We start from the raw sequence: 19418 nt of genomic DNA, 5'->3' as shown, positions 1-19418 counted from the left end.
CGCTCGTTCGGTGCTATTTTTTCTCCACCAGTTCGCGCAGCAGGAAGGCGTGGAGCATCGCGGCGCGGACAGCGTCTTCGGCATGGTCGGCGCCGACCGAATGGCCCCCCTCGATATATTCGTGATAATAGACGCTGTTGCCGAACTCCTTGAGCCGCGCGGCATATTTGCGGGCGTGTCCGGGATGCACGCGGTCGTCCTTGGTCGACAGGTAGAGGAAGATCGGCGGGTATTTCACGCCCTTCCTGATGTTCTGGTACGGCGAATATTTCGACAGGAACGCCCAATCGGCGGGAACGTCGGGGTCGCCATATTCGGCCACCCATGATGCGCCCGCGAGCATCTTGTTGTAGCGACGCATGTCCTTGATCGGCGAACCGGAGATGACCGCGCCATAAAGGTCAGGGCGCTGCGTCATCGCCGCGCCGACTAGCACGCCGCCGTTCGAGCGGCCTGAAATCGCGATCTTGCCCTTTGCGCTGACGCCGGTTGCAACCAGATCCTCGGCGACTGCATGGAGATCGTCGAAGCTGTTCTGGCGCTTTTCGCGCAATGCCGCCTGATGCCAGGCCGGGCCATATTCGCCGCCGCCGCGGATGTTCGCGAGGACATAGGCGTTGCCGTCCTCGACCCAGTACAGCCCGAGCGGGCCCGCGCGGTACGGCTGGCCGGTGAGGTAGCCGGGGGTCTGCGCGGCGCGGAAGCCGCCATAGGCGTGGACGAGCGCGGGGACGGGGCCGGTCGCGCCTTTCTTGCGCGCAAGGAAATAGGGAATCTTCGTGCCGTCCTTCGACGTCGCGAAGCGTTTCTCGACGCTCATGTCACTGGCGTCGAAGGTCGCGGGCAAGCTCTGAACCGCTTGCGGCGCCTTGCCTTCGGTCACGGCATAGAGCGTCGGGGGAGTCAGCATCGTCTCCGCCGTGACGAAGGCAATGTCGCGGTCGTCGACGGTGCCTGCGATCGTCATCGTCGCATTGGCGGTGACGGGAACTTCCTTCTGGCTCCAGCGGCCATTGGGCTGGTCGCGGCGCAGCGCGAACAACTTGCCTTCGACATCGTCGAGCGCCTTCACCCACAGGATAGTCTTGCTTGCCGCGACATTCTCGATCGCCTGCGCCTTGGTCGGTGCCATCACCGGAATGATCGCGACCTGCCCCCCGGCGGCCATGTCGGCAATCGACAGCGAGATCAGCGACCCGGCTGGGAAACCGGCGCCAAAATCCTCGTTGAGGAAGACGATCGCCTGGCCTTCGATTACTGCCCGAATGTCGCCCGTTTCGGGGATAATCGTCGAGTGATAGGTCGAAAAATCGCTGCTCGGCAGGCGATATTCGCTGGTGTAGAAGGTCTTGTTGCGGCTGATTACCGGCCAGCGCTTGTCGCCGTCAACCAGCGCCGAGACGCTCATGCCGACATCTTCGGGCTCCCCTTCGGCCACGATCGTCGCCGACGCCAACGGCGTGCCGCGTTGCCATTGTTTGACGATGCGTGGATAGCCCGACGCGGTCATGCTGTCCTTGCCGTAATCCGTCGCTACCAGCAGGGTGTCGGCGCTCTCCCACGTCACGCTGCTTTTGGCTTGGGGCAGGATGAAGCCATCCTTCACGAAGCTTTTGGTGGTGCGGTCCCATTCGCGGACGATGTCGGCGTCGGTGCCGCCGGGGCTAAGCGAGACGAGGCAGCGCTTATAGTCGGGGGCGAGGCAGTCGGCGCCGTGCCACACCCAGCTCTGTTTTTCCGTTTTGCCAAGCGCATCGACGTCGATCAGCGTGGTCCAGACGGGCTTGCCCGCCAGATACGCGTCGAGCGGGCTTTGCCGCCACAGTCCGCGCGGGTTGGCGGCATCACGCCAGAAATTGGTGATCATGTCGCCCATGACCTCGCCGGGATCGGCAATCTGGCGATCGTCGTCGAGGATGGTGCGGGCGCGCTTGCGGTCGGCCTCAAACCCGGGGCGGTCGAGGATCAGCTTATCGGTTTCGGCGTTTTCCTTTTTGACCCAGTCGAGTGCCTTTTTGCCCTCGATATCCTCGAGCCAGAGATAAGGGTCTTTCGGCTCCTGCGCGGCGACTGCGGCGGCGGTGAACGAACAGCTGAGGGCAAGCGCGGCAAGACTGGCGCGGATCATTTGGATACTCTCCCCTGGGATTTGGTGACGCTGTGCTAGCAGCATTAGACACCCCAAGGGAAGACCGCGAAGAAGCCACCTTCGTGCCGTTCGTGTCGAGCGAAGTCGAGACATCCATCGTCATCAAGCCAAGTCGAGAGGCATCTCGACTTCGCTCGATGCGAACGGAATTATGGATTTACTGATCGATGATGATCGTGCCGGGGTGATGCTTGTCGAGGTGGCGCTTGATGATCTTGAGGTTCCGCGTGTTCGAGCGGAAGAAGAAGTCGAACGCATCGCCGACCAGCGGGACGGCGCCGAGCGCGGTGTCGACGCCCAGATTGCCGACCATCCGCCAGATTTTCCATTTCGGCATGCCGAGGTTGCGCGCTTCCCAGATCAGATACGCGCCCATCGTCGCGGCAATGACGTCGCCAACCACAGGGATGAGCCCGACGATCGCGTCGAGGCCAACTGGGCGATTGATGCCGGGGATGACAAAGCTGCGCTCAAGCAGGATTTCCATCGTCTCGACGCGCTTGCGCAATGCGGCCGGATCGGCGCGATTGGAGATCATTGCGTCGAAAATGGCGTCGGGATTGGGCGGCGAGGGGGCCATGGGCGTGCTTTCAAAAAGCGCCACGAGCGGCGCCACGGACTAATTGGTAGCGGCGATCATGTGATTCAATGGGTGCTGCGCCCGGCTGTTGGCGCGCAGGCCGGTCAGCCGCTGCGCCGCGACCGACCAACGCAGCGGCGTCGCGAGCGGAATGAAAGGGGTGTAGCGGGTCAGTACCGCTTCGGCTTCGCCCAGTTGTTCGGCGCGCTGGCCGATATCGATGTTGCGTGTCGTCTGATCGATCAGATCCTGCGCATCGCGATTGCACAGCGTGTCACGCCGACACGACAAGCGGCGCAGCGCCCACAACGCGTCGTCATTGGGTGCCACCTCATCAATCAGGCGCAGGTCGGCGGTCGACGCCATGGTGACGCGGCGGCTGGGCACGCCGATCGCCGCAAAATCGGCGGCGACATACGCGAAGAGTATGCGCCCACCCGGCGAATCGGGGACCGCGATGCGGAGCGGTTCGATATCGCGCCCCGCGGCGCGCCACGCATCGACGATCCGCTTGGCCTGCGTCTGCCGCGATGCGTCGTCATAGTCGGCCCATGCCGGCAGCAGAGCGGCCGGGCCGCTATCGCGCGTGTGGACTGAAGGACGCAGCGTTAGTTGCGGTTGCCATTCCGCCAACCCAAACGCCTCGATCAGCCGATCGCGCCGGATCGCGCGCGCCAGAGCATCGCGATTGGTGTCGATCGCCAAAAAGCCTTCGGCGCGGACGAACGACAATCCGAACAGGCCCGGGGCGGGATCGACCACGAGCCGCGACCGGCCGATGTTCGACGCCGCGAAATAGGGCAGGGTCGAAAAACGTCCGCCGACGACGCCATGGGCATAGCCGTTCTTGAACCGCGCGAGCGCCCCGGCGGGCGAAGTGCCGACGAGTTCGATCGACGCGGCGGGATCGTTCGCGGCGGCTTCGGCGGCTTGCTGGTCTTCGGCCAGCGGGTCGGGAGCGGGGGACAGCAGGATCGCGCGGCCGACCCTGCGCGCGCGCATCGGTCCCCAGCCTATGCCCCTGTTTACGATTGCCATCGATGGTTGGGCCAGCAGTTCCAGAATTGCGGGCTGCGGCACCGCCAAACGAATCTCGATAACCGTATCAGTCATCGCGCGGATCGTTTCGATCTCGGGAAAGTCACTTTTCAGGACGTGGCGACTGTTCGGCGCGAGATAGGTGCGCAGGATTGCCGCGACATCCTTCGCCGTGACCTTGCGGCCATTGGCCCATTTCGCCTCGCGCAGGCGAAAGATATAGCTCCGCCCGTCGGTAGTGACGGTCCAGCGATCGGCAAGGCCGGTGTCGATCTGTCCTTCGCCGTCATAGCTGACCAGTCCCTGCGCAGTGGCGTCGAGCAGCGCCGCGTTGGTCGCCGACAACTCGCCGTTCAGCGGACTGGCGGCGGTATTGATCGGTCCCATCGCGGCGATCCGGACGGGACCGCGTTCGCCGAACAGGCCGCAGCTCGATATGGTGAGCGCAAGGATTGCGGCAGCGACCATCAGCATCGCCGTGCGTCCGTATCTGCCCCGTAATGTCATTATGCGCCTTACCCTCCACGTCGTGTAAGCTAATCATAACCATGTGGTGCGAAACGGAACAGGGCTATCGCAACGAATGAGGGGGCATGAACCGTCAGGCCGGACAGGGAACGGACGAATCCGTTGCGCTGCGCATCGAAGTCGCCGGGCGCCCGCTCGGCTATGTGCGGCGCAGGCTGCGAGTCTTGCCGCATGGTCTGGACGAAGTGCTGGCGGCAGGGCAGCCCGTCTTGCCTCCTGCGGGCCGTGATGGCTGGTTGCTTCGTTCGCTGCCGCGGGCGCGACTGGCGGTGCTTAGCGACCAGGCGAAGGGATGGCTGGTCGCGGTGCGACAGGAGTATCCGCGCCATCATATTCCGATGGCGGGGCAGGGATTCGACGATTGGTGGCTGGGGTTCTCGTCGAAAACGCGCTCGGCCCTGTCGCGCAAGGCGCGGCGGCTTGCCGACCGGCTCGACGGCGGGTTTACCGTGCAATCCTATCGGACATCTGACGAAATAGCCGAATTTATGGCCATAGCGGGCCTGCTTTCCGGCCGAACCTATCAGGCGCGGCTGATGCAGGCGGGGCTGCCCACCGATCAAGCCGGCGTCGCGCACGCGATCACAGCGGCAGCGTTGGGCAATATTCGCGCGTTCCTGCTCTTCGCCGGAGGACGACCGATTGCCTATCTCTATCTGCCGGTCGAGCGCGATGTGCTGATCTATTCCCATCTGGGCTATGATCCCGATTTCGCCGACCTGTCGCCCGGCACGGTGCTGCACGTCGAAGCAATGCGCGCACTTTATGACGAAGGCCGGTTCCGCGCGTTCGATTTCACCGAGGGTGACGGCGCGCATAAAGCGCAGTTCGGGCGCGCGTCGGTCCCATGCGCCGATGTACTGATATTGCGCCCGACGCTGCGCAACCGGGCCGCACTGGCGATGATGCGGGGCGTCGATGCCATGGCCGCGCGCGCGGCGACGGTGCTCGATCGGACGGGCCTCAGGGCCAGAGCGAAAGCACTCATCCGCCGTTAAAAATCTGGCGCATCACATATCCTGAAAAGCTGGTGCGGACGGCGGGACTTGAACCCGCATATCCAGAGGATGGCAGATTTTAAGTCTGCTGCGTCTACCGATTTCGCCACGTCCGCACGATCGGTGCCGGTCAAGCCGATGGACCGAAAGAGGTCAAGCGCTGTTTGGCGCTTCACCCGGCAATGCGGCTCGGCTAGAGGCGGGGCATGACAGCAGTTCTTCAAATTTCCGGCCTCGGGAAAACGTACAAAAGTGGTCATGTCGCGCTGAGCGATGTGGATCTGTCGATCAACAAGGGCGAGATTTTCGCTCTGCTGGGGCCGAATGGCGCTGGCAAGACGACGCTGATCAGCATTGTCTGCGGGATCGTAACCGCGACGAGCGGGACGGTGAGCGTCGCCGGATACGATCATGCCCGCGACTATCGCGCGGCGCGGTCGATGATCGGCCTGGTGCCGCAGGAATTGCACACCGATGCGTTCGAAACGGTGATGGCGACCGTCAGCTTTTCGCGCGGGCTGTTCGGAAAGCCGCGCAACGCCGCGTATATCGAGAAATTGCTGCGCGACCTGTCGCTGTGGGACAAACGCGATTCAAAGATCTTGGAATTGTCGGGCGGCATGAAGCGCCGGGTGATGATCGCCAAGGCGCTGAGCCATGAACCCGAAATCCTGTTCCTCGACGAGCCGACCGCGGGGGTCGATGTCGAGCTGCGCCGCGATATGTGGCAGATGGTCCACGGCCTGCGCGAGCGCGGAGTGACGATCATCCTTACCACCCATTATATCGAGGAGGCCGAGGAAATGGCCGACCGCGTTGGGGTGATCAGCAAGGGGCAGCTGATCCTGGTCGAGGAAAAGCACGCGCTGATCAAGAAATTGGGACGCAAGACTCTGACGCTCAATCTGGCCGAGCCGCTGCAAGCCATGCCCGCCGAACTGGCGGAGTGGAAATTGGCGCTGGCGGGCGACGGCCATGAGCTCGTCTATGAATTCGACAGCCATGCCGAAGCCACGGGCGTGCCGTCGCTGTTGCGGCGGATGAGCGACATCGGGGTGGGTTTCAAGGATTTGCACACCAAGCAAAGTTCGCTCGAGGATATTTTCGTCGGGCTGGTGCATGAAGACAAGGGAGCCGGCGCATGATCGCCAACTGGCGCGGGGTGCGCGCGATTTACGCCTTTGAACTGGCGCGCTTCCGTCGCACCGTGTGGACCAGCCTGGCGCTCCCGGTAATCACGACCGCGCTTTATTTCGTGGTCTTTGGGTCGGCTATCGGCGGCCGGATGAGCGAGGTCGGCGGGGTGCCCTATGGCGCGTTCATCGTTCCCGGGCTGATGATGCTGACGATGTTTACCGAAAGCATCAGCAACGCGTCATTCGGCATTTATATGCCGAAATGGACGGGAACAATCTACGAGATGCTGTCGGCGCCGCTGTCGCCGCTGGAAACGGTCATGGCCTATGTCGGTGCCGCGGCGACCAAGTCGGTGATCATTGGCGCGATCATCTTTGGCACCGCGCATCTGTTCGTCGATGTTCAGGTCGTTCATCCGCTGTTGATGGTCGGCTTCATGTTGCTGATGGCTGTGACATTCTGCCTGTTCGGTTTCATCATCGGGATCTGGGCGCAGAGTTTCGAGCAGTTGCAGGTGATCCCGCTGCTGGTCGTCTATCCGCTGACCTTTCTCGGCGGCGCCTTTTACTCGCTCGACATGCTGCCCGCGGCGTGGCGGACGGTGACGCTGTTCAATCCCGTCGTTTATCTGATCAGCGGGTTCCGCTGGACCTTCTTTGACCAAGGCGATGTCGGGATCGAGGTCAGTATGGCGGCGGTAGCGTTGTTCTTCACGCTGTGCCTCGGCGTGATTTTCTGGATGTTCCGGACCGGATACCGGCTGAAGAACTGAGCGTCGATCAGCGGCCGAGACGGCGCAGCAGGCCTTCCGCCGCGGCAATCTGATCGGCGTCGAGCCCCGCGAGCGATTGCCGGGCCAGAGCAAACCGGCGATCGATGAGGCTTTCGACCATCGCAAAGCCTTTCGGCGTCAATTTCGCCGATAGCTTGCGGCGATCTTCGGGCTTGGTCCCCCGCACGATCAGCCCGGCGCTTTCGAGCCGCCGCAAACACGCGGTCATCGCCCCGGACGTCAGCAACACATTGTGTTGGAGCTCGGTTGGGGCGCTTTCATAGGGTGGCCCCGACCGCCGGAGTGTCGCGAGTACGTCGAAGTCCGAATAGCTGACGCCGTGCGCGCGCAGCAGGTGCGACACCTCTTGCTCATAGGTGCGGCCAAGCCGGATGATCCGGCCGACGACCTGCATCGGATAAGCATCAGATCCCGGCCGCTCGCGCTGCCAGTCCGCGACCAGCGCGTCGATCAGATCGATCTTTTTCGTCATATGTACCGGTACAGCATGAGACATCATGGCCTTGAAATAAATCTTTATATGAAGATAAGTCGGTTTTGTAATAGCTAGTTTGGAGAATGATCAGGTGCCAAGCATGAATTTGACCCGGTTCCCTCATATGTTGTTGTCTTTGGTTGCGATGATGCCGATCGTCGCTCCGATCACCGCGCAAGCCAGTGACGCCCCTGCCGCGGTTTCTGAGTCAGCGCCGCAGATCGACAGCGACCGCCAAAAGCTTGAAGCAATGGACGCCTATATGCAGGCGCAGGTCCGGAACGATATGTTCAGCGGAACCGCGCTGGTCGCACGCGATGGCAAACCCGTTTTCGTTAAAAGCTATGGCATGGCGAATTATGAGCTGAGCGCGGTGAATACGTCCGATACGACGTACCTGCTTGGATCGGTGGTCAAGCAGCTTACCGCGGTGGCGATCCTGCAATTGCAGGAGAAGGGGAAGCTGAAGGTCAGCGATCCGATCTGCCGTTATCTCGAAAACTGCCCGCAAAGCTGGCAGGGGATTACGCTGCATCACCTGCTGACGCATACATCGGGGATCCCCAATTTTACGAGCCTGCCCGAATGGGACGAGAAGCTCGCGATGCTGAGCTACACCCGTCCCGAGCTGGTGGCGCTGTTTCGCGACCTGCCGCTGGACTTTGCTCCGGGTGAGAAATTCAACTATTCCAATTCGGGATATGCGCTGCTCGGGGTGATCATCGAACGGGTTTCGGGCCAGCGTTACGAGCAGTATCTGGGCGAGCATATTTTCAAACCCGTCGGTATGAAGCACAGCCGTTTCCGCGACACGCGCGCGCTGCTTCCCGATCGCGCGGCGGGATATTATTCGGTCGGGACCGATTTTATCAACGGACGCTTCGTCAGTTCGACCGTCGACCTTGGCGCCAGCGGCATCTATTCGACGGTCGGCGACCTTTTGCTGTGGGACAAGGCGCTGACCGCCGATCGGCTGATCTCGCGCGCGTCACGCGACGCGATGTTCACCCCCGATAAGGACGGCTATGGCTATGGCTGGTTCGTCGGTGAAAGACATGGCCGACCCATCCAGTTTCATTCAGGCAGCGATAACGGGTTTTCGACCAATATCTCACGCTTTTCGAGCGACCGCACGACCGTAATCGTGCTCAGTAACAGTGATCGGGTCAATGCAGGCCGCGTCGGCTCCGATCTTGCGGCGATCGCATTGGGTGCGCCGTATAAGCTGCCGGTCGAGAAACTGGGCGATTTGCTGTGGAATGTCATGCGCGATCGCGGCGTGACGGCCGCCTTGGCACGCCACGCCGAGCTCAAACGCACGGCGCCAACGGCCTATGATTTTGGCGACGAAACGCTCGTCACGATGGGATATGACCTGTTTGAAGTGCGGCGGCTGGCCGAGGCGAAAGCGGTGTTCGAATATAATCTCAAGCAATACCCCAAGTCGGCGTACAGCTACGACGGGCTTGCCGATATCGCGGCGACTGAGGGGGACAAGGCCGAAGCGACCGCATTGTTCGGCAAATCGCTCGGGATCGATCCCGAAAACCGTTACGCGGTCGAGGCGCTGGCCCGGCTCGGCGCCGACGGTGCAAAGGTCACACCGAAACCCTGACGCGAAAGCGTATCGCACCTGCGTCGTGGCTGCCGACCGAAGATCGGTGGCCACGCAGCCGCGTCCATCATGGACTGACGCACCGCAGCCATCATGCCCGCTGGCGGCGGGCGGTTGTCGTGGTAAATTTCAGATAAGATCGGCCAAAAATTAACCCAGCGACCGGATCCGGTGCTGCGGCGGCCGATGATATCAATCGTTCAGGCGCTCGCGCATTTCCTTGCCAGGTTTGAAATAGGGCACATTCTTTGCGTCCACATCGACCGATGCGCCCGTGCGTGGGTTGCGTCCAGTGCGCGATTCGCGCGCCCGGGTCGAGAATGCCCCGAACCCGCGCAGCTCGACGCGGCCCCCCGCTGCAAGCTGTTCGACGATAGAATCAAAGAACGTATCCACGATGCGTTCGACTTCGTCGACGCGCAAATCGCTGTTTTCGCTCGCGATCTTCTGAACCAGTTCTGACCGGATCATCTGCTTCCCCTAGTATAAATCACGCGTCCCCCGCCGAAGCAGGCATCCGGTCGTTGCCGGTACATTTTTGCGTGAGACCCCTCCCAACGCGCGCAGAACGTATCACGAATCACTGTTTGGTCAAAATATATCACTGAAAGAAAAAAGCCCGCAGAGGGACACTCTGCGGGCCTTTGTTTCGCGTGAACGCTGGAAGCGGAAATTAATCCTTCTTGCCGGCCTTCAGCGCTTCGCCGAGGATGTCGCCAAGCGACGCACCCGAATCCGACGAGCCATATTGTTCAACAGCCTGCTTCTCTTCGGCGATCTGCATCGCCTTGACCGAGAAGTTCGGCTTTTTCGAGCGGTCGAAGCCGATGACCATCGCATCGAATTTCTGACCGACCTGATAACGCTCGGCGCGCTGTTCGTCGCGGTCGCGGCCAAGGTCGGCGCGCTTGATGAAGCCGGTGGCGCCATCGTCGCCAGCCTGAACTTCGAGACCGTTGTCGCGAACTTCGAGGACGGTGACGGTGATGACGTCGTTCTTCTTCACCGAACCAGCCGCAGCAGCGGCGCCGCCGCCAACGGCCGGAGCACCCTTTTCAAGCTGCTTGATGCCAAGGCTGATGCGTTCCTTCTCGACATCGACGTCGAGCACGACGACCTGCACGGCCTCGCCCTTGCGGTGGAGGTGCAGCGCTTCTTCGCCCGAGATGCCCCAGGCGATGTCCGACATGTGGACCATGCCGTCGACGTCGCCGGGCAGGCCAACAAACAGACCGAATTCGGTCGCATTCTTGACTTCGCCTTCAACGACCGAACCAACGGGATGTTCATCGGCGAACGCGCCCCAGGGGTTCGACTGAGCCTGCTTTAGGCCCAGCGAGATGCGGCGCTTGTCGCTGTCGACTTCGAGGACGATGACATCGACTTCCTGGCTGGTCGAAACGATCTTGCCGGGATGGACGTTCTTCTTGACCCACGACATTTCGCTGACGTGGACCAGGCCTTCGATGCCGGCTTCCAGTTCGACGAACGCACCATAATCGGTGATGTTCGTGACCACACCCGACAGCTTGGCGCCGATGGGGTATTTGGCGGCGACGCCTTCCCACGGATCGCTTTCGAGCTGCTTCATGCCGAGGCTGATGCGCTGGGTGTCGCGGTTGATGCGGATGATCTGCACCTTGACCGTGTCACCGATGTTGATGACTTCGCTCGGGTGGTTGACGCGCTTGTAGCTCATGTCGGTGACATGGAGCAGGCCGTCGATGCCGCCGAGGTCAACGAACGCACCATAATCGGTGATGTTCTTGACGGCGCCTTCGATGATCTGACCTTCTTCGAGGTTCAGGATCAGGCCCGAGCGCTGTTCGGCGCGCGTCTCTTCGAGAATGGCGCGGCGCGACACGACGATGTTGCCGCGGCGGCGATCCATCTTGAGGATCTGGAAGGGCTGAGGCAGGTCCATGAGCGGACCGACATCGCGCACGGGGCGGATGTCGACCTGCGAACCGGGCAGGAACGCAACGGCGCCGCCGAGGTCGACGGTGAAGCCGCCCTTGACGCGGCCAAAGATGACGCCTTCGACGCGCGCTTCCTTGTTGAATTCTTCTTCCAGGCGGTCCCAGGCGGCTTCGCGGCGGGCGCGATCGCGGGACAGCATGGTTTCGCCATTGGCGTTTTCGACGCGGTCGACATAGACTTCGACTTCGTCGCCGACATTGATGTCGGCCTTCTGGCCCGGCATGGCGAATTCGCGAAGCGGCACGCGGCCTTCGCTCTTCAAACCAATGTCGATCACTGCCAGGTCGTTTTCGATCGCGGTCACGGTGCCCTTGACGACGCGGCCTTCAAAGCCGCCGTCGGCACCACCAAGCGATTCATCGAGCATCGCGGCGAAATCGTCGCGCGTCGGGAAAGCCGTAGTGGCCATAGAGATAATTTCCTTACTTCATTTGTTCCGGCCAAGCGGTTGGTTCCGCTGGTCTTGTGGCCGATCTGCCGTGCCTGCCGGATGCAAAGCGCAGCATCCTTCGGGCCTTAACGGACGGGGCAGGGGCAAAGCGAAAAGGGCGCGACGAGGTTGCCCCGTCACGCCCGACGCCCGGTTTCGGGCGGCGGTTGTCCGTGCCTCGACCGGCTGGAAAGCCCGTCGGACCGGGCGCCTATAGTCCGCAAACCCTGCAAACGCAAGGCGGAAAGCCCGCTTAGGCGCGGCCGCTTCGGCGCGCTTCGACGAAGGCGATGGCGGCGGCAATCGCGGCGTCGCGGGGCATGTCGCTGTTGTCGAGGAGCATCGCGTCGGGTGCGCGCAGCAATGGCGCATCAGCGCGCCCGGTGTCGCGCGCATCGCGGGCGTGGACGTCGGCGAGCACCGCGTCATAGGTCACATCGACGCCGCGCGACAGCATTTCGGCATGGCGGCGGCGGGCACGCTCGTCGGGGCTGGCGGTCACGAACAGTTTCGCATCGGCGTGCGGCGCGATGACAGTGCCGATGTCACGCCCGTCGAGAATGGCGCCGCCGGGCTGGTTCGCAAAATCGACCTGCCGCTGCAACAACGCGGCGCGCACCTGCGGATGCACCGACACGCGGCTGGCGAGGCCGCCGGTGCTCTCGTAGCGCAGGGCAGGATCATCCAGCAGCGCGTCGGCAAAGTCGCAGGCGGCAAGCGCATCGCTGGCGTTATCGGGATCGCCATGGTCAAGCTGGGTCTGATAACCGACCGCGCGATAAAGCAGGCCGGTGTCGAGGACAGGCAGGCCGAAATGATCGGCGAGCGCGCGGGCGATGGTGCCTTTGCCCGATGCGGTGGGACCGTCGACGGCGATGATCATCAGTTCATCTGGAACGCGTCGATACGCGCGCTCTTCAGTCGGTTGTTGGCATCGAAAAGCAATTTGATCCAGCCGCCGTTTTCGAACGATCCGCCGCACGATGCGACACCTTCGCCTTCGCCAGCCTGACCGGGCTCCAGGCAGTCGATCTTAATTTCGGGCAGAAAGGCGCGCACCTTGGTCAGAACGTCGTTGCGCGTCCGCGCGGTACCAATACCCAGCGCCGACAGGCTGGGGGTGGCCGCGCCGACATCGACGGCCTTGATCGCCAATATGTCGCCGCTGAAAATATGGACGACGCCGGCATCGTCCTGCCATTCACAGGAAAAGCCATTGTCATCGTCGCACACATCGCCGTTGGTCAGTCGGCCGATCGCCTGCGGCGTGCTGGGCAGATTGAGCGGATAGCGCGAGAAGCTGGCATCGGCGCGGTCGAACGGATCGGCGATCTGATCTTTGGCATGAGCGGCGCCGCATGACAGCGCCAGAAGCAGCGCGGCAGCGATCGAGGCGGCGGGAGCAAATTTCATCGTCGGTAAATCCTCAAGGTCATGTTCGGGAATCGGGTTGTCCGGTGGCGCGAGATTGCATCGGTTGCGGCGCGCCGTCGATGATCAAAATCACAGCGCCGTTATCCGCCGCCAGCCTGAAGCCCCTGAAGCAGCGTTTCAAAATTGGGAAAGCTTGTCGCGACCGGCGCGATGTCATCGATGGTGACCGGCGCGCGGCTGACGAGACCCGCCACCGCAAAGCTCATGCAGATGCGGTGGTCGAGGTGCCCCGCGATGGTCGCGCCGCCGGGCAATGGATCCCCGCCGGTGCCGTCGATGATCAGGCCGTCATCCGTCTCGTCGACCCGCGCGCCGATCGCCCGTAGGCCTGTCATCATCACCGCCAGGCGGTCGCTTTCCTTGACGCGAAGTTCGTCCAGCCCGGTCGTCGTCGTCCGGCCCTGCGCCAACGCGGCGGCGACGAACAGGACCGGAAATTCGTCGATCATGCTAGGGGCGACGGCGGGGTCGACGTCGATGCCTTTCAGGACACTGTGGCGCACGCGCAGGTCAGCGACGGGCTCACCGCCCACTTCGCGGGGATCGATCAGTTTGATGTCGCCGCCCATAGCCTTCAGTACGTCCACCAGGCCCGCGCGCGTCGGATTGAGCCCGACGTTGGTGATGGTGACGTCGGAACCCGGGACGAGCAGCGCGGCAACGATGAAGAACGCAGCCGATGAGGGGTCGCCGGGGACGATGATCGTCTGCGGCTTCAATTCGGCTTCACCGCGAACGCGGATGTGGCGGGTGCCGTCGGCGTCGGTTTCGACGGTGAGGTCGGCGCCGAAGCCGCGTAGCATGCGTTCGCTATGGTCGCGGGTCGGGACGGGTTCGATCACTTCGGTGATCCCCGGGGTGTTGAGCCCGGCAAGCAGCACGGCGCTTTTCACCTGCGCCGAGGCGACGGGAAGGCGGTAGGCGAAGGGAATGGCGGGGGCGAGGCCGCGCACCATTAGCGGCAGGCGACCACCGGGAGAGGCGGAGATGTCGGCGCCCATCGCGCTCAGCGGATCGATGACGCGGCCCATCGGGCGGCCCGACAGGCTGGCATCGCCGACGAAGGTCGCGGTGATCGGGTGGGTCGCCACCAGCCCCATGAGCAGCCGCGTCGAGGTGCCGCTGTTCCCCATGTCGAGCGCCTCGCGCGGCTGAAGGAGCCCGCCGACCCCGACGCCGTGGATGCGCCATTCGCCGTCGTCCCGGCGTTCGATGCTGGCCCCCATCGCCCGCATCGCGGCGGCGGTGGCGAGCACGTCGTGTCCCTCGAGCAGCCCGGTGACGCGGCTTTCACCCACCGCCAGCGCCGACAGCATCAGCGCGCGATGCGAGATGCTCTTGTCACCCGGAATCGCGATCCTACCTTGAAGCGGGACGGAAGCGGAAAAGCTGCGCGGGGTGGCGATTTCACTGGTCATGGCGAGCGGCTTTTGACAGCGGCCTTGCAATCTGGCAAGGCGCACGCCGATTTGATGGATGCCGCGCAGGCAATCGTCGCTTTCCTGAAATTCTAATCTCTTTCCAGAAGGTTATGAGGAATTTATGATAAAGGCTGAATGGGGCACGAAACGTAGCTGCCCGAAATGCGCCACCCGATTCTATGATTTGACCAAGGATGACCCGGTCAACTGCATCAATTGCGGTTACAACTGGATTCCGGAATCGGTGCTGAAATCGAAACAGTCCACGCCGTTCGAAGCCGAAAAGCCCGGCAAGGTCGTCAAGGAAGAGGTGGTCGTCGACGAGGATCTGGATCTGGACGTCGATGTCGACGAGGACAATGACTCGCCCGACAATGACGTCGACCTGGGCGGCGACGACGATCTGGGCGTCGCGACCGCGGACGACGACGTTCCTGAAACCTGATTTATTCGCAAGGGGCCAAAAAAGCATCATGCAGATGCATTTGGCCCCTTGCATCGACCGGCCGCACTGTTAAAGGCGGCAGCCCGATTGCTCTTCCAGAGGGCAATCGAGTGAAGATGTGGGGCCTTAGCTCAGCTGGGAGAGCGCCTGCATGGCATGCAGGAGGTCAGCGGTTCGATCCCGCTAGGCTCCACCATTTCTTCAAAATTTCCTCCATCAAACGGTCAAGGCTGGGCTGGCGCGAGCTTGATCTCGCCGAAAACATCCTTGAGCAGCGCCTCTGCTTTGCCGAGCGCGACCGGCGGCGCCTTGCCCGCAAAGGTTTTACCGCGCACCGCATAATTCAGCGTATAAATCGTGTCGGCATCGCGGAAAATCAGGATGAAATCCTGCTCGCCCGCTCCGGCGAGCGCCTCCGGATACGCCCCCGGAGGAAGCGAAGCACAGCCGTTGAGTATCAAGCTGCGCATGACGCCGCCCGCGAGCGCTTTTTCGCCATTGTCCTGATAAATCGGGCCGACCTTGCACGCGGCGGGATAGAAGGCCTGGCGCGCAATCTGCGCCGTCGGCAGCGGCGATGCACCAAGCCCGCGATACGCCTGGATCGTGACCAGCCGCGTCCAGTTGGCGACCGTCTCGCCGCGCGGCGTATATTCGATCAGCCTGTTGGTCCCATTATCCTGGTCGTTTGCACGCACCATATCGGCGGGCAAGGTAAAGGTCAGTATGCGACCATACAGCGGAACGCTTTCCGGCGCGCCCTGAGCGATGGCGCCATGGGGCAAAGCCAAAAGGAAAAGCGCCAGTCCGGTGGCGATCGGCTTCATATCCTGCTCCCTGTTGCCGGCCCGCGCCGGTCGTTGCTATGCGGCCGCCTCGTCCTTGTCGAAGAGGGGTTCCATCTTGATCGGATCGGCAAGGGTGATGCGATCGAGGATCGACGCGGTGTCGTCGCGGACCTTCAGCATCAAGCTGCGCATCCTGCATTCGGGCTCCGGCAGGCAATTCTTGCAATGTTCATGGGCGTTGCGCGCGGCGCAGGGAACCAGCGCTAGCGACCCGCGCGTCAACCGCACCAGATCACCATAGCTGATGTCGATCGGGGGCAGCGCCAGCTGATAGCCGCCATCGCGCCCGCGCTGCGAAATCAGCAAACCCTCGCGCGCCATTTCCGACAGGATCACCGTCAGAAATTTGGGAGGAATATTTTGCGCGTCCGCAATATCCGCCAGCTGGACCTGCCCCTTGCCCCAATGGTCGGCAAGATGCTGGAACGCGCGGATTGTGTAACGGGTCTTTTGCGAAAGCATGGCCGGGTTACTGTGACATATTCAGGCTTAATTCAACCTGTCTGGAAGAGATTTCCACAAGAGTTGATGAAAATCACAGCGGATGGCATGAACCGCCGTTAAAGGGGTCGCATGGCTGCCCGGTTTCGGGCGCGGCAAGGGTGGATGGAATGATGCGTAGAATATTGGCTGCACCGGCCGTGTTGGCGGCCTGTCTTCTCGCCGTGGCGCCCGCGCAGGCGCAATTCGGCGGACTGCTTCGCAAGGTGACGACACCGGCGCCGAAGCCGAGCGATGACAGCAAAGGCGGCTGCCCAAAGGGAAAAAAGGGCAACAGCATTGGCCGCAACATCCTGGGCAATGTGATCAATGACGCGGTCGGCGACGCTGCCAGCAAGGCGGGCGTGTACAGCTATGTGCCGATCGGCGAGGTGAGCGGGACGCTGACCGATGCGATCGCATGCCGGCTGGATCCCGCCGAACAGGTTCAGGCCGCCGCGGCGACCGAGGAGGTGACGCGCGGTGAGGCAGTGGGGGCGACCGCCAACTGGACCAGTTCGACGCGTCCCGAAGTCAGCGGATCGTCGACGGTGGCAGCGCGAAGCGACCTGTCTGACGGCACCCGCTGTATGAACGTAACCGACATCATCATCGTCGAGGGCGAGGAAACGCGGGTGAGCAAGAAGATGTGCAAGGAAGCGGGTGCATCGCGCTATGTCCTCGCCGCCTAGGATCGTTCGCCTTGTTCTGGCGGCGGGGCTGCTGGCCAGTCTGACCGGCGCTGCCAAGGTCAAGATGGACCCGGCCAACCCGACCTGTCCGGCGGCGCCCGACTGGTCGACCAACGCGACGATGCAACTGACCCCCGTCGTCAAAGGCGGCATCAAGGTGCTTCTCGCCGAAGGGCGGATCGACGCTGGGCTGCCCGACAGGTTGAAGGCGGCGCTCACCGCCAATCCCGACGTCGGCGAAGTGTGGCTGCGCTCGCCCGGCGGCGATGCGCGCGCGGGCAATGCCGCGGGGCGGATCATCCGGTCGAACTTTGGGTTGATGACGCGAATTCCGTCGGACTGGGCCTGTTTCAGCGCCTGCAATTTCATCTTCATGGGCGGCCAGCCGCGGGTGATCGATCCCGGCGGGCTGTTCATCGTCCACATGTTCACCCGCACCGGCGATCGCAGCGCGATCGACATGAGCGTCGCCATGGGCACTGATGCCACCAAGGAGTTGATCGGCGACATCGAACAGGATGCCGCGCTGCTCGCCAGCGAAGACAATGATTTCCTGATCCGCATGGGCGTGTCGCGCAAGCTGCTGACCGAGGTGATGTATCAGCAAAAGGCGCTGGCCAACGCCGATGACAAATCGACGCGGCGCTGCCTGACCCAGGCCGAGGTCAAATCCTATAACGTTGCAAATAACAACGAATAGGATAGGCTGCCTCTCAAAATAGGAGAGGCTGCCATGAACGAGATGACGCACGATCACGCCACATTCCGGTCGATGATCGACGGAAAGCAGGAAGACTGGGACATCATCGCGCGCGAGCAGAAAGAGTTCGCGCCGCAGAACGGCAAGCGCATCCTCGATCATCTGAAGCTGCTCGGCGGCGATTATGGCGGCTTTCCGGTCGACCGGCTGGAGCATTGTCTGCAGACCGCGACCAGAGCGCACAGGGATGGCCGCGACGAAGAATATGTCGTCATGGCGTTGCTCCACGACATTGGCGACACGCTGGGCGCGTTCAACCATCCGGATGTTGCGGCGGCGATTCTGAAACCGTTTCTGTCAGAAGAGAATCTGTTCATCGTCCAGCATCACGGCATTTTCCAGGGCCATTATTTCTTCCATTATATCGGCCTGGACCGCGACATGCGCGACCAGTTCAAGGACAGTCCGCATTATGCGGCGTGCGCCCATTTTTGCGAAGCCTACGACGCGCCGGCGTTCGACCCTGCATATGAGAGCGAGCCGCTGGAATTCTTCGAGCCGATGGTGATGCGGGTCTGCGGCTATCCGAAGAACAGCATCTATAAAAAGGTGATGGTCGAGGAAGCGGCGGAGTAAGAGAAAGGCAACAACAGAAATCCGTTCGCATCGAGCGAAGTCGAGATGCCCCTCAATCTTGCGCTTTCCCGATGGGTGTCTCGACTTCGCCCGACACGAACGTGATGGCGGTTAGGGCTTACTTCCCCTTGAACGCCGACTTGCGCTTCTCGACGAACGCCAGCACGCCCTCAACCGCGTCGGCGCTGTTACCTGCGATGAACTGGCCTTTCGCCTCGGCATCGAGCGTTTCCGAATAGCTTTGCGAGAGACCGTCGCGCAGCACCTTGCGCATCGTGCCGAGCGAAACCGTCGGACCGTTCGCGAGGCGCGTTGCAAGCGCGCTAGCCTCGGTCAACAGGTCGGCATCCTCGACGCACTTATAGACCATGCCCCAGTCGGCGGCCTGTTCGCCCGAAATCTTCTCGCCCAGCATCATCATCTGCGTCGCGCGCGGCAGGCCGATCAGGCGCGGCAACAGCCATGAAGAGCCGCCGTCGGGGACGAGGCCGATGTTGACGAAGGCCTGGAGGAAATAGGCGCTTTTGCCCGCGATCGTGAAATCGCCCGACAGCGCGAAGCTGCACCCGACCCCGGCGGCAGGACCGTTGACCGCGGTGACGACCGGAATATCGAGGTTGGCGAGCGCGAGCAGCATCGGGTTATAATGGTTGCGCAAGGCTTTGCGGCTGTTCGCGCCGCCGCCGACCGCCGACGCGGAACGGTCGCCGCCGAGGTCGGCGCCCGAACAAAAGCCGCGGCCTTCGCCGGTGATCAACAGCGCGCGGGCGCCAAGCGAGGGGAGATAGTCGAGCGCGGTGCGGATCTCATCGGCCATTGCGGGCGGCATCGAATTGAGCCGGTCGGGGCGGTTGAGCGTGATCGTCGCGACATTGTCGCTGATCTCGAGTTTGATCGTGTCGAAGGTCGGGATGTCGGTCATGGGGAAGAATCCTCTCGCAGGCGCTTTACCTTTACGTTCACGTAAAGATGTGACTCATTTAGGGGGCGAGTGCAAGAGGGAAGGGCGGGAAAGGGGCGACTGTTTTCGACCGATTGC

20 protein-coding genes and 2 tRNA genes are annotated in these 19418 nt (G+C 62.3%); 9 read left to right on the top strand and 13 right to left on the bottom strand.

The features are described from left to right. Nucleotides 1–13 precede the first annotated feature (13 nt). The 3 genes from ACQY6T_RS01190 to ACQY6T_RS01180 all read right to left on the bottom strand — a co-directional run bounded on the left by ACQY6T_RS01190 (nt 14) and on the right by ACQY6T_RS01180 (nt 4235). A complete protein-coding gene (locus ACQY6T_RS01190) occupies nt 14–2128 on the bottom strand; it encodes a prolyl oligopeptidase family serine peptidase (protein ID WP_428627482.1) in 2115 nt (704 codons plus the stop codon). Nucleotides 2129–2306: 178 nt separating this feature from the next. After that, nucleotides 2307–2729: a DUF4112 domain-containing protein gene (locus tag ACQY6T_RS01185; RefSeq protein ID WP_428627480.1), complete on the bottom strand. Its 423-nt coding sequence runs from the start codon at nt 2727–2729 to the stop codon at nt 2307–2309. A 39-nt stretch (nt 2730–2768) separates the two neighbouring features. Further along, entirely contained in the window at nt 2769–4235 is a 1467-nt protein-coding gene (locus ACQY6T_RS01180; RefSeq protein ID WP_428627478.1) for an ABC transporter substrate-binding protein, read from the bottom strand. 125 nt (nt 4236–4360) lie between these two features. Here ACQY6T_RS01180 and ACQY6T_RS01175 point away from each other — a divergent pair, with 125 nt between their 5' ends. After that, complete coding sequence (locus ACQY6T_RS01175) at nt 4361–5293, top strand: GNAT family N-acetyltransferase (RefSeq protein ID WP_428627476.1); 933 nt, start codon at nt 4361–4363, stop codon at nt 5291–5293. Between the two features lie 30 nt (nt 5294–5323). Here the strand turns inward: ACQY6T_RS01175 and ACQY6T_RS01170 are convergent. Further along, nucleotides 5324–5409 (bottom strand) — tRNA-Leu (locus ACQY6T_RS01170). A 90-nt stretch (nt 5410–5499) separates the two neighbouring features. Here ACQY6T_RS01170 and ACQY6T_RS01165 point away from each other — a divergent pair. Next, nucleotides 5500–6438, top strand: a complete 939-nt coding sequence (locus ACQY6T_RS01165; RefSeq protein ID WP_428627473.1) for an ABC transporter ATP-binding protein — start codon at nt 5500–5502, stop codon at nt 6436–6438. Then, nucleotides 6435–7202 (top strand): ABC transporter permease, encoded by a 768-nt coding sequence (locus ACQY6T_RS01160; protein ID WP_428627471.1) that lies wholly within the window; start codon nt 6435–6437, stop codon nt 7200–7202. Before ACQY6T_RS01165 ends, ACQY6T_RS01160 begins: the two co-directional genes overlap by 4 nt. Nucleotides 7203–7209: 7 nt before the next feature. On the opposite strand, the gene ACQY6T_RS01155 is transcribed toward ACQY6T_RS01160, so the two are convergent. Then, entirely contained in the window at nt 7210–7695 is a 486-nt protein-coding gene (locus ACQY6T_RS01155; protein ID WP_428627470.1) for a MarR family winged helix-turn-helix transcriptional regulator, read from the bottom strand. Nucleotides 7696–7822: 127 nt separating this feature from the next. Here ACQY6T_RS01155 and ACQY6T_RS01150 point away from each other — a divergent pair, with 127 nt between their 5' ends. After that, complete coding sequence (locus ACQY6T_RS01150) at nt 7823–9313, top strand: serine hydrolase (RefSeq protein WP_428627467.1); 1491 nt, start codon at nt 7823–7825, stop codon at nt 9311–9313. A gap of 192 nt (nt 9314–9505) precedes the next feature. Here ACQY6T_RS01150 and ihfB read toward each other — a convergent pair whose 3' ends face one another. The 5 genes from ihfB to aroA form a co-directional block, all read right to left on the bottom strand. Next, nucleotides 9506–9784: an integration host factor subunit beta gene (ihfB, locus tag ACQY6T_RS01145; protein WP_428627465.1), complete on the bottom strand. Its 279-nt coding sequence runs from the start codon at nt 9782–9784 to the stop codon at nt 9506–9508. Nucleotides 9785–9986: 202 nt separating this feature from the next. After that, complete coding sequence (gene rpsA / locus ACQY6T_RS01140; RefSeq protein WP_428627463.1) at nt 9987–11702, bottom strand: 30S ribosomal protein S1; 1716 nt, start codon at nt 11700–11702, stop codon at nt 9987–9989. Nucleotides 11703–11976: 274 nt separating this feature from the next. Next, the gene (gene cmk / locus ACQY6T_RS01135) at nt 11977–12606 is read right to left on the bottom strand and encodes a (d)CMP kinase (protein WP_428627461.1); all 630 of its coding nucleotides are present in this window, start codon (nt 12604–12606) and stop codon (nt 11977–11979) included. Further along, nucleotides 12606–13136, bottom strand: a complete 531-nt coding sequence (locus ACQY6T_RS01130) for a hypothetical protein (RefSeq protein WP_428627459.1) — start codon at nt 13134–13136, stop codon at nt 12606–12608. Before ACQY6T_RS01130 ends, cmk begins: the two co-directional genes overlap by 1 nt. 101 nt (nt 13137–13237) lie before the next feature. Continuing rightward, nucleotides 13238–14575, bottom strand: a complete 1338-nt coding sequence (gene aroA, locus ACQY6T_RS01125; protein WP_428627456.1) for a 3-phosphoshikimate 1-carboxyvinyltransferase — start codon at nt 14573–14575, stop codon at nt 13238–13240. A 124-nt stretch (nt 14576–14699) separates the two neighbouring features. On the opposite strand from aroA, the gene ACQY6T_RS01120 reads away from it, so the two are divergent. Both ACQY6T_RS01120 and ACQY6T_RS01115 read left to right on the top strand, forming a co-directional pair. Then, nucleotides 14700–15023 carry a TIGR02300 family protein gene (locus tag ACQY6T_RS01120; RefSeq protein ID WP_428627453.1) on the top strand — a complete coding sequence of 108 codons (324 nt, stop codon included), beginning with the start codon at nt 14700–14702 and terminating at the stop codon, nt 15021–15023. Nucleotides 15024–15143: 120 nt separating this feature from the next. Continuing rightward, nucleotides 15144–15219: transfer RNA gene (locus ACQY6T_RS01115), tRNA-Ala, on the top strand. Nucleotides 15220–15247: 28 nt separating this feature from the next. Here ACQY6T_RS01115 and ACQY6T_RS01110 read toward each other — a convergent pair. Both ACQY6T_RS01110 and ACQY6T_RS01105 read right to left on the bottom strand, forming a co-directional pair. Further along, nucleotides 15248–15850, bottom strand: a complete 603-nt coding sequence (locus ACQY6T_RS01110) for a hypothetical protein (RefSeq protein WP_428627451.1) — start codon at nt 15848–15850, stop codon at nt 15248–15250. 36 nt (nt 15851–15886) lie between these two features. Further along, nucleotides 15887–16333, bottom strand: coding sequence for an RrF2 family transcriptional regulator (locus tag ACQY6T_RS01105; protein ID WP_428627449.1), 447 nt, complete (start codon nt 16331–16333; stop codon nt 15887–15889). A gap of 149 nt (nt 16334–16482) precedes the next feature. Between ACQY6T_RS01105 and ACQY6T_RS01100 the strand changes: the two genes are divergently transcribed. From ACQY6T_RS01100 to ACQY6T_RS01090, 3 genes are read left to right on the top strand one after another with little or no spacing between them, the layout of a single operon-like run. Next, nucleotides 16483–17043 (top strand): hypothetical protein, encoded by a 561-nt coding sequence (locus ACQY6T_RS01100; RefSeq protein ID WP_428627446.1) that lies wholly within the window; start codon nt 16483–16485, stop codon nt 17041–17043. Beyond that, on the top strand, nt 17027–17743 hold the full coding sequence (locus tag ACQY6T_RS01095; RefSeq protein ID WP_428627444.1) for a hypothetical protein: 717 nt from the start codon (nt 17027–17029) through the stop codon (nt 17741–17743). The genes ACQY6T_RS01100 and ACQY6T_RS01095 overlap by 17 nt, the downstream gene beginning before the upstream one ends. A gap of 33 nt (nt 17744–17776) precedes the next feature. Continuing rightward, nucleotides 17777–18379 (top strand): HD domain-containing protein, encoded by a 603-nt coding sequence (locus ACQY6T_RS01090; RefSeq protein WP_428627442.1) that lies wholly within the window; start codon nt 17777–17779, stop codon nt 18377–18379. A 118-nt stretch (nt 18380–18497) separates the two neighbouring features. Here ACQY6T_RS01090 and ACQY6T_RS01085 read toward each other — a convergent pair whose 3' ends face one another. Continuing rightward, nucleotides 18498–19301, bottom strand: coding sequence for an enoyl-CoA hydratase-related protein (locus ACQY6T_RS01085; protein WP_428627440.1), 804 nt, complete (start codon nt 19299–19301; stop codon nt 18498–18500). Nucleotides 19302–19418 lie beyond the last annotated feature (117 nt).

Origin of the sequence: Sphingopyxis sp. (genome assembly GCF_965279725.1) — a bacterium.
Taxonomy (GTDB): domain Bacteria; phylum Pseudomonadota; class Alphaproteobacteria; order Sphingomonadales; family Sphingomonadaceae; genus Sphingopyxis.
The sequence above is the reverse complement of the archived record's forward strand: the minus strand, read 5'-3'. Positions and strand labels throughout refer to the sequence as shown.

Bases quoted from the DNA above. Each gene is read 5' to 3' on its own strand.
- aroA (WP_428627456.1), bottom strand. From the start codon at position 14,575: ATGACCAGTGAAATCGCCACCCCGCGCAGCTTTTCCGCTTCCGTCCCG.
- ACQY6T_RS01095 (WP_428627444.1), top strand. From the start codon at position 17,027: ATGTCCTCGCCGCCTAGGATCGTTCGCCTTGTTCTGGCGGCGGGGCTG.
- ACQY6T_RS01100 (WP_428627446.1), top strand. From the start codon at position 16,483: ATGATGCGTAGAATATTGGCTGCACCGGCCGTGTTGGCGGCCTGTCTT.
- ACQY6T_RS01090 (WP_428627442.1), top strand. From the start codon at position 17,777: ATGAACGAGATGACGCACGATCACGCCACATTCCGGTCGATGATCGAC.
- ACQY6T_RS01130 (WP_428627459.1), bottom strand. From the start codon at position 13,136: ATGAAATTTGCTCCCGCCGCCTCGATCGCTGCCGCGCTGCTTCTGGCG.
- ACQY6T_RS01105 (WP_428627449.1), bottom strand. From the start codon at position 16,333: ATGCTTTCGCAAAAGACCCGTTACACAATCCGCGCGTTCCAGCATCTT.
- cmk (WP_428627461.1), bottom strand. From the start codon at position 12,606: ATGATCATCGCCGTCGACGGTCCCACCGCATCGGGCAAAGGCACCATC.
- ACQY6T_RS01180 (WP_428627478.1), bottom strand. From the start codon at position 4,235: ATGGTCGCTGCCGCAATCCTTGCGCTCACCATATCGAGCTGCGGCCTG.
- ACQY6T_RS01190 (WP_428627482.1), bottom strand. From the start codon at position 2,128: ATGATCCGCGCCAGTCTTGCCGCGCTTGCCCTCAGCTGTTCGTTCACC.
- ACQY6T_RS01085 (WP_428627440.1), bottom strand. From the start codon at position 19,301: ATGACCGACATCCCGACCTTCGACACGATCAAACTCGAGATCAGCGAC.
- ACQY6T_RS01185 (WP_428627480.1), bottom strand. From the start codon at position 2,729: ATGGCCCCCTCGCCGCCCAATCCCGACGCCATTTTCGACGCAATGATC.
- ACQY6T_RS01175 (WP_428627476.1), top strand. From the start codon at position 4,361: ATGAACCGTCAGGCCGGACAGGGAACGGACGAATCCGTTGCGCTGCGC.
- ACQY6T_RS01110 (WP_428627451.1), bottom strand. From the start codon at position 15,850: ATGAAGCCGATCGCCACCGGACTGGCGCTTTTCCTTTTGGCTTTGCCC.
- ACQY6T_RS01155 (WP_428627470.1), bottom strand. From the start codon at position 7,695: ATGACGAAAAAGATCGATCTGATCGACGCGCTGGTCGCGGACTGGCAG.
- rpsA (WP_428627463.1), bottom strand. From the start codon at position 11,702: ATGGCCACTACGGCTTTCCCGACGCGCGACGATTTCGCCGCGATGCTC.
- ihfB (WP_428627465.1), bottom strand. From the start codon at position 9,784: ATGATCCGGTCAGAACTGGTTCAGAAGATCGCGAGCGAAAACAGCGAT.
- ACQY6T_RS01160 (WP_428627471.1), top strand. From the start codon at position 6,435: ATGATCGCCAACTGGCGCGGGGTGCGCGCGATTTACGCCTTTGAACTG.
- ACQY6T_RS01165 (WP_428627473.1), top strand. From the start codon at position 5,500: ATGACAGCAGTTCTTCAAATTTCCGGCCTCGGGAAAACGTACAAAAGT.
- ACQY6T_RS01150 (WP_428627467.1), top strand. From the start codon at position 7,823: ATGTTGTTGTCTTTGGTTGCGATGATGCCGATCGTCGCTCCGATCACC.
- ACQY6T_RS01120 (WP_428627453.1), top strand. From the start codon at position 14,700: ATGATAAAGGCTGAATGGGGCACGAAACGTAGCTGCCCGAAATGCGCC.